Source organism: Streptomyces sp. SID5910 (assembly GCF_009862125.1).
Taxonomy (GTDB): domain Bacteria; phylum Actinomycetota; class Actinomycetes; order Streptomycetales; family Streptomycetaceae; genus Streptomyces.
In genome coordinates this window covers 1-7,849 of record NZ_WWHX01000474.1, presented here as the reverse complement: position 1 = coordinate 7,849, position 7,849 = coordinate 1, and the positions used below count along the sequence as shown (strand labels likewise).

General features: G+C 72.1%; 7 protein-coding genes and 1 pseudogene. 7 read left to right on the top strand and 1 reads right to left on the bottom strand.

The features are described 5' to 3' along the window. Nucleotides 1-107 precede the first annotated feature (107 nt). The 7 genes from rpe to GTW67_RS16725 all read left to right on the top strand — a co-directional run bounded on the left by rpe (nt 108) and on the right by GTW67_RS16725 (nt 7,547). A complete protein-coding gene (gene rpe, locus GTW67_RS16755) occupies nt 108-794 on the top strand; it encodes a ribulose-phosphate 3-epimerase (protein ID WP_161165626.1) in 687 nt (228 codons plus the stop codon). 77 nt (nt 795-871) lie between these two features. Then, nucleotides 872-1,915, top strand: a complete 1,044-nt coding sequence (locus tag GTW67_RS16750; protein ID WP_161165625.1) for a sugar-binding domain-containing protein — start codon at nt 872-874, stop codon at nt 1,913-1,915. Nucleotides 1,916-1,940: 25 nt separating this feature from the next. Continuing rightward, nucleotides 1,941-2,294: a barstar family protein gene (locus tag GTW67_RS16745; RefSeq protein ID WP_161165624.1), complete on the top strand. Its 354-nt coding sequence runs from the start codon at nt 1,941-1,943 to the stop codon at nt 2,292-2,294. 108 nt (nt 2,295-2,402) lie between these two features. Continuing rightward, a complete protein-coding gene (locus GTW67_RS16740) occupies nt 2,403-3,845 on the top strand; it encodes a GuaB1 family IMP dehydrogenase-related protein (RefSeq protein ID WP_161165623.1) in 1,443 nt (480 codons plus the stop codon). 398 nt (nt 3,846-4,243) lie between these two features. Beyond that, the gene (locus GTW67_RS16735) at nt 4,244-5,734 is read left to right on the top strand and encodes an amino acid transporter (protein WP_161165622.1); all 1,491 of its coding nucleotides are present in this window, start codon (nt 4,244-4,246) and stop codon (nt 5,732-5,734) included. Between the two features lie 15 nt (nt 5,735-5,749). Next, a complete protein-coding gene (locus tag GTW67_RS16730) occupies nt 5,750-6,202 on the top strand; it encodes an Lrp/AsnC ligand binding domain-containing protein (protein ID WP_161165621.1) in 453 nt (150 codons plus the stop codon). 139 nt (nt 6,203-6,341) lie between these two features. Further along, a complete protein-coding gene (locus GTW67_RS16725; RefSeq protein ID WP_161165620.1) occupies nt 6,342-7,547 on the top strand; it encodes an MFS transporter in 1,206 nt (401 codons plus the stop codon). On the opposite strand, the pseudogene GTW67_RS16720 reads toward GTW67_RS16725, so the two are convergent. Further along, nucleotides 7,516-7,849, bottom strand: a pseudogene (locus GTW67_RS16720) (Repetin); the annotation flags it as partial. The gene GTW67_RS16725 and the pseudogene GTW67_RS16720 sit on opposite strands and share 32 nt — an antisense overlap.

Below are 7,849 nucleotides of genomic sequence, written 5' to 3'. Positions count from 1 at the left end.
GCGCCCCGTCAGGGGCGCGGGGAACTGCGCGATCAACCAGGGACGGCCCGCGGCCGAAGAACAACCCCGCACCCCACACCCCCGGAGGGCATGGCAATCTTGGGGACATGGCCGCGCAGATCAACCCCAGCATCCTGTCCGCCGACTTCGCCCGCCTCGCGGACGAGGCCAAGGCGGTCGAGGGAGCCGACTGGCTCCACGTCGACGTCATGGACAACCATTTCGTCCCCAACCTCACGCTCGGCGTGCCGGTCGTGGAGTCCCTGGCCCGTGCGACGGACATCCCGCTGGACTGCCACCTCATGATCGACGCCCCCGACCGCTGGGCGCCCCAGTACGTCGAGGCCGGCGCCGGCTCCGTCACCTTCCACGTCGAGGCGGCCTCCGCACCGGTCCGGCTGGCCCGCGAGATCCGCGCCAAGGGCGCCCGCGCCTCCATGGCGCTGCGGCCCGCGACGCCGATCGAGCCGTACGAGGACCTGCTCCCCGAGCTCGACATGCTGCTGATCATGACGGTTGAACCGGGCTTCGGCGGGCAGGCGTTCCTCGACATCATGCTTCCGAAGATCCGCCGCACCCGAGAGCTGATCAGGAAGCACGGTCTGGAGCTGTGGCTCCAGGTCGACGGCGGTGTCTCGGCGTCGACCATCGAGCAGTGCGCCGACGCCGGCGCCGACGTCTTCGTCGCGGGGTCCGCCGTGTACGGGGCGTCCGACCCGGCCGAGGCGGTACGTGCACTGCGCAACCAGGCCGAGGCGGCGACCGCCAAGGCGTCCTGGGCGTGCGACCACTGAGGAACAGAACGTGAACGGCTCTCATCAGGGCTGATCGAGTGCGTCGAATCTGACAGGATGAACGGCGTATCCAGAGTGTGAACAGCAGTGAGGAGATCGCCGTGTCGGGTATGTCGGCGGGCCGTTCAGCCATGCGGATGGGACCCGCTGAGCTGGTCCAGGCGGCGGCCATGGCCCGCCGCTTCTACCTCGAGGGCAAGTCCAAGATCCAGATCGCGGAGGAGTTCGGCGTCAGCCGCTTCAAGGTGGCCAGGGTTCTCGAGACCGCCCTCGAGAGAGACCTTGTACGAATCGAGATCCGCGTACCGGCCGAGCTGGACGCGGAGCGCTCCGACGCCCTGCGGGCCCGCTACGGCCTCAGGCACGCCGTCGTGGTGGAGTCCCCGGCCGACGCCGAGGAGACACCCGACCCCGAGAACCTGGGCGAGGTGGCCGCCGACCTGCTCGGCGAGCTGGTCAACGAGGGAGATGTGCTCGGCCTCGCCTGGGGCCGCTCCACGATCCACATGGCGGCCGCGCTCGACCGGCTGCCGCCGTGCACGGTGGTGCAGCTGACGGGCGTGTACGACGCCGGGACCGCCGAGCGCGGTTCCGTCGAGGCCGTCCGCCGCGCCGCCCAGGTGTCCGGCGGCGACGCCCACCCCATCTACGCGCCGATGCTGCTGCCGGACGCCGCCACCGCGCAGGCGCTGCGCCACCAGACCGGGATCGCCCGGGCCTTCGAGTACTTCGACAAGGTCACGGTCGCCTGCGTCTCCATCGGCTCCTGGGAGCCCGGCATCTCGACGGTGCACGACATGCTCAGCGACGAGGAGCGCGCGCACTACGCGTCCCTCGGTGTCGCCGCCGAGATGTCCGCGCACCTCTTCGACGCCGAGGGGCGCCGGGTCGGCCGGGACCTGGGGGAGCGGTGCATCACGGTCAAGGCCGACCAGCTCCGCCGTATCCCCGAGGTCGTCGCGATCGCGGGCGGGCAGCGCAAGGCGGCGGCCATCGACGCGGTGCTGCGGTCCGGTCTGGTCACCAGCCTGGTGACGGACACGTCGGCCGCGGACTACCTGATGACGGCGGGCACGACGCCGAAGCCGACGCTCAACCGCTCGGACCCCGACGGGGTCTGACGACCAGTCAGAGAGAGGGCGAGGCATGACGGAGGACCCCGCGGGCCGGCTCGTGGTCACGCTGGACCTCGACGGGGTCACGGACAAGGCGGGCCTCATGGACCGCTGCGCCCGTGCCCTGGACCTGCCCGAGTGGTTCGGCCGCAACTGGGACGCGCTCGCCGACTCCCTGGCCGACCCGTCCGTCTGGCCCGAGGAGGCGGCGGAGCGGGGTCTGCTGCTCCTCGTGCGGGGCTGGCGCGGGTACGCCGAGGCGCGGCCGGACGAGTGGGCCGTCGCCGAGGAGGTCTTCGCCGAGGCCACCGACCGAGGCCCCGGGCTCTTCGTGACACTGGGTCCTGGAGGTTCCTCCAAGGAGGCCGCTGACCAGCCTGGATGATCTGCCCGGGGATATTCGGCGGCCGGTCGTGGGAGAATGAAGTACGTGCTCTTTCCCCCTGGCTGACCTGTCCGGGGGCCACCTCTGATCGACTGGGATGTGCAGCACGTGCGTTTCCTCAATGACATCCAGCCCTCGTACGACCTGACGTACGACGACGTCTTCATGGTGCCGAGCCGGTCCGCCGTCGGCTCCCGGCAGGGCGTGGACCTCGGCGCCCCGGACGGCACGGGCACCACCATCCCCCTGGTCGTCGCCAACATGACCGCCATCGCCGGGCGCCGCATGGCCGAGACGGTGGCCCGTCGCGGCGGCCTCGTGGTCATCCCGCAGGACATCCCGATCGAGGTCGTCACCGAGGTCGTCTCCTGGGTGAAGAGCCGCCACCACGTCCTGGACACCCCGATCGTGCTGGCCCCGCACCAGACCGTCGCCGACGCGCTGGCCCTGCTGCCCAAGCGCGCGCACAACGCCGGTGTCGTCGTCGACGAGGAGTACAAGCCCCTCGGCGTGGTCACCGACACCGACCTGACCGGCGTGGACCGCTTCACCCAGCTCGAAGAGGTCATGTCCAAGGACCTGATCCTCATCGACGCGGACCTGGACCCGCGCGAGGCCTTCAACACCCTCGACGCCGCCAACCGCCGCTACGCGCCCGCCGTGGACAAGGACGGCCGCCTCGCCGGCATCCTCACCCGCAAGGGCGCCCTGCGCGCCACGCTGTACACCCCGGCCGTCGACGCGCAGGGCAGGCTCCGCATCGCCGCCGCCGTCGGCATCAACGGCGACGTGGCGGGCAAGGCCAAGCAGCTGCTGGACGCGGGCGTGGACACCCTCGTCATCGACACGGCGCACGGCCACCAGGAGTCGATGATCAGCGCCGTCAAGGTGGTGCGCGGCCTCGACCCGCAGGTCCCGATCGTGGCCGGCAACATCGTCTCCGCCGAGGGCGTGCGCGACCTGATCGAGGCGGGCGCGGACATCATCAAGGTCGGCGTCGGCCCCGGCGCCATGTGCACGACCCGCATGATGACCGGCGTCGGCCGGCCGCAGTTCTCCGCCGTCCTGGAGTGCGCCGCCGAGGCGAAGAAGTACGGCAAGCACGTGTGGGCCGACGGCGGCATCCGCCACCCCCGCGACGTCGCGATGGCCCTCGCGGCCGGCGCGTCCAACGTCATGGTCGGCTCCTGGTTCGCCGGGACCTACGAGTCCCCGGGCGACCTCCAGCACGACGCCAACGGGCGCCCCTACAAGGAGTCGTTCGGCATGGCCTCCGCCCGCGCGGTGCGCAACCGCACCTCGGAGGAGTCGGCGTACGACCGGGCCCGCAAGGCGCTCTTCGAGGAGGGCATCTCCACCTCCCGCATGTTCCTCGACCCGACCCGTCCGGGCGTCGAGGACCTGATCGACTCGATCATCGCGGGCGTCCGCTCCTCCTGCACCTACGCCGGCGCAGCCTCCTTGGAAGAGTTCGCGGAGAAGGCCATCGTCGGCATCCAGAGCGCCGCCGGCTACGCCGAGGGCAAGCCCCTGCACGCCAGCTGGAGCTGACCCGCACACCGCCCCGTACGGCCCCCGTCCTCCCGTCGCCCGGGCGGACGGGGGCCGTACGACTTCCCGGGAACGGACGGGCGCTGACCAGGGGCGATCCGCCTCCGGCCCACCCCTGACCGTCGCCCTGCGCAACGCTGGACAGCCCCCGCGCAACGAACGCACGCCTTCCCCCGACGAACGCAACGATCGTGCGGAGACGCGCAAGGTTGCTGCATTACCCCGGGGAACACGACCCTCATAGGGTTCTTCGCTGTACGTGGCGTGGCGAGGACCCCGCTCGGTGGGTCCCCGCTTCCGCGCGGGACGCCGCCGGTCCCCGCCGCTCCAGAAGCCCGCCGCGAAAGAGCCCGCTCGACACCGGGCGGCGCGACCGGCAGCGACAGAGGAGTCAACGCGTGCTCGACCACGGCGCACCCCCGCACCACGACACACCGGCCGGCCCCGCGTCCCCCGGGCTGGCCGCGCGCCTCATGCGCCGCAAGCCCGTGGAACGGCTGGTCGCCGAGGGCGGCCAGGGCGAGGGCGGCAGCCTGCGCCGCTCTCTCGGCCTGTGGCAGCTCACGATGATCAGCATCGGCGCCACCCTGGGCACCGGCATCTTCGTCGTCCTCGGCGAGGCCGTCCCCAAGGCCGGACCGGCGGTCACCCTCTCCTTTGTCATCGCCGGCCTGACGGCGCTCTTCTCGGCCCTGTCCTACGCCGAGCTGGCCGGTACCATCCCGGTCGCCGGCTCCTCGTACTCGTACGCCTACGCCACCATGGGCGAGCTGGTCGCCTGGATCTGCGGCTGGTGTCTGGTCCTGGAGTACGGGGTCTCCGTCGCCGCCGTCGCCGTCGGCTGGGGCGAGTACCTGAACGAACTCCTCGACGGCACCCTCGGCGTCACCATCCCGGCCGTGCTGTCCGCCCCGCCCGGCGACGGCGGGATCTTCAACCTGCCCGCCCTGATCGTGGTGCTGCTCGCCATGACCTTCCTGCTGGGCGGCGCCCGCGAGTCCGCCCGCGCCAACACGATCATGGTCCTCGTGAAGATCGCCGCGCTGGTGCTGTTCTGCGCCATCGGCGTCCAGGGCTTCCGCTCCGGCAACTACGAGAACTTCATGCCGCTCGGCATGGCCGGCGTCAGCGCGGCCGGCGCGACCCTCTTCTTCTCGTACATCGGCTTCGACGCGGCCTCCACCGCCGGTGAGGAGGCGAAGAACGCCCAGCGCGACCTGCCCCGCGCGATCATGCTCTCGCTCGTCATCGTCACCCTGCTCTACGTCCTCGTCGCCGCCGTCGCCGTCGGTGCCAAGCCGTGGAAGGGCTTCAACGACTCCGAGGCCGCCCTCGCCCAGATCATGACCGACGTCACCGGACAGAGCTTCTGGGGCACCCTCCTGGCCTTCTGCGCGGTCGTCGCCATCGCCAGCGTCGTGCTGACCGTCCTCTACGGCCAGACCCGCGTCCTGTTCGCCATGTCCCGCGACGGACTGGTGCCCAAGGTGTTCTCCAAGGTCCACCCGAAGACCGGCGCGCCCCGCGCCAACACCCTGATCGTCTCCCTGTTCTGCGGCGTCCTCGCCGCCGCCATCCCGCTCGGACAGCTCGCCGACGCCACCAGCATCGGCACCCTGTTCGCCTTCGCGCTGGTCAACGTGGCCGTCGTGGTGCTGCGCCGGACCCGCCCCGACATGCCCCGCACCTTCCGCGTGCCGCTCTCCCCGGTCCTGCCCGCCCTGGGCTTCGGCTTCTGCGTCTGGATGATGGGCAGCCTGTCCACCGTCACCTGGGTGGTCTTCGGTGTCTGGATGGCCGCCGGGCTCGTGTTCTACTTCGTGTACGGCCACCGCCGTTCCCGACTCGCCACGCCGGACACGTCCGAGGTCCGGGCGCACCAGAAGTGAAGTGAACGACCCGCAGTGCTGAACGATCTCGACGAACGCATCGTGCACGCCCTCGCCGAGGACGCCCGCCGCTCCTACGCGGACATCGGGCAGTCGGTCGGCCTGTCCGCGCCCGCCGTGAAACGGCGCGTGGACCGGCTGCGCGCCACCGGCGCCATCACCGGCTTCACCGTACGGGTCGACCCCGCCGCGCTCGGCTGGGAGACCGAGGGGTTCGTCGAGATCTTCTGCCGCCGCAACACCTCGCCGGAAACCATCCAGCGGGGCCTGGAGCGCTACCAGGAGGTCGTGGCCGCGTCCACCGTCACCGGGGACGCGGACGCGATCGCCCAGGTCTTCGCCTCCGACATGCGCCACTTCGAACGGGTCCTGGAGCGGATCGCCGGCGAGCCGTTCGTCGAGCGCACCAAGTCCGTGCTGGTGCTCTCCCCGCTGCTGCGCCGCTTCTCGTCGGGGTCGCCCGCATAAACGCTGTCCCCAGGGGCGCCGTGCCGTCTAGCATCGGTGCCATGACCTGGCGACATTGATTCACCAGCCGTGCCCGTCCCCGAGGACCGCCTCGGACGCCGTATCTCCGGTGTCCGGTCCGCTTCCTCGGGAAGGCCTCATGACTCTCGCACCCACACGTGTGCCGCCCGCCGGCTACCGGCGGCTGACGGCCACGCTGTACGGCTACGCGTTCCTCGACGACTTCGTCCTGCTGTACCCGGTGTACGCGCTGCTCTTCAGCGACGCCGGGCTGTCCCTCTGGCAGATCTCCTCCCTCTTCGCCCTGTGGTCGGTCACCGGCGTCCTGCTGGAGGTCCCCTCCGGCGCCTGGGCCGACGCCGTCTCCCGGCGGCTGCTCCTGTGGCTCGGCCCGCTGCTCACCGCCGCCGGCTTCGCCCTGTGGGTGCTCGTGCCGTCGTACGGCGCCTTCGCGCTCGGCTTCGTGCTGTGGGGCGCCGGCGGAGCGCTCGGGTCCGGCGCGCTGGAGGCGCTGGTCCACGACGAACTCGACCGGCTCGGCGCCGCCGGCCGCTACGCCCGTGTCATGGGCCGCGCCCGCTCGGCCGGGCTGGTGGCCGTGATGGCCGCGATGGGACTGGCCGGGCCGGTCTTCGCCCACGGCGGCTACCCGGCCGTGGGGGCGGCGAGCATCCTGGTCTGCCTGCTGGCGGCGGCCCTGGCGACCCGGTTCCCCGAGCACCGCACGCCGGTGACGACCGACGACGGCTGGGCCGCGACCCTGCGGTCCGGCCTCGCCGAGGCCCGCGCCGACCGGTCCGTGCGCGGCGCGCTGCTGCTCGTCCCGGCGGTGGGGGCCGTGTGGGGCGCCCTCGACGAGTACACGCCCCTGCTGGTGCGCGACACCGGCGTGGCCGAGGCGACCGTGCCGTGGCTGCTCCTGCTGATCTGGGCCGGCGCCACGGCCGGCGGCCTGCTGGCCGGGCCCGCCGAACGGCTCGGCAACACCGGGTTCGGCGCGCTGCTCGCGGGCGCCGCGCTCGCCCTGGCCGTGGGCGCCGGCGCGGGCACCCCGATGGGGCTGACGCTGGTCGCCGTCGCGTTCGGCGGCTTCCAGTTGGCGCATGTGCTCGCCGACGCACGCCTCCAGCGACGTATCGACGACGCCGGCCGGGCGACCCTGACCTCCGTGGCGGGCCTGGGCACCGAGCTGGGCACGGTCGCGGTGTACGGGGGGTACGGGCTGGCCGCGTCGCAGACGGGGCACGGCACCGCGTTCGCGATCTTCGCGGTGCCGTACCTGCTGACGGCGGTGGTGCTGATGGCCGGCCGGACTACAGCTTCGGCTGCCAGGGCACGACCCTGAAGTCGCCGGTGCCCTGCTTCACCTTCTCGAACGGTGCCGACCCCACGCACCGGGGCAGCAGCCCGTCGGTCTCGGCGGGCGATCCGGTCGCGGCCCAGCTGTAGCCCAGGCGGTCGTGGCGGCCGAGGTCGTGGACCGTGACGCCGACCCGCTTGCCCGTGGCGCCGGGCAGGTCGGAGGCGGTGATGACGCCGGACACCACGGCCACGTCGCCGCCGGTCAGCAGGCAGTCGACGGTGGCCTTGGCGCGGGCGCCCTTGCCGTTCAGGTAGTGGCTGAACTCGAAGGTCCCGGTGGCCTTA

Excerpts from the sequence above, each read along its gene's own strand:
- rpe (WP_161165626.1), top strand. The coding sequence starts at position 108 with ATGGCCGCGCAGATCAACCCCAGCATCCTGTCCGCCGACTTCGCCCGC.
- GTW67_RS16745 (WP_161165624.1), top strand. The coding sequence starts at position 1,941 with ATGACGGAGGACCCCGCGGGCCGGCTCGTGGTCACGCTGGACCTCGAC.
- GTW67_RS16725 (WP_161165620.1), top strand. The coding sequence starts at position 6,342 with ATGACTCTCGCACCCACACGTGTGCCGCCCGCCGGCTACCGGCGGCTG.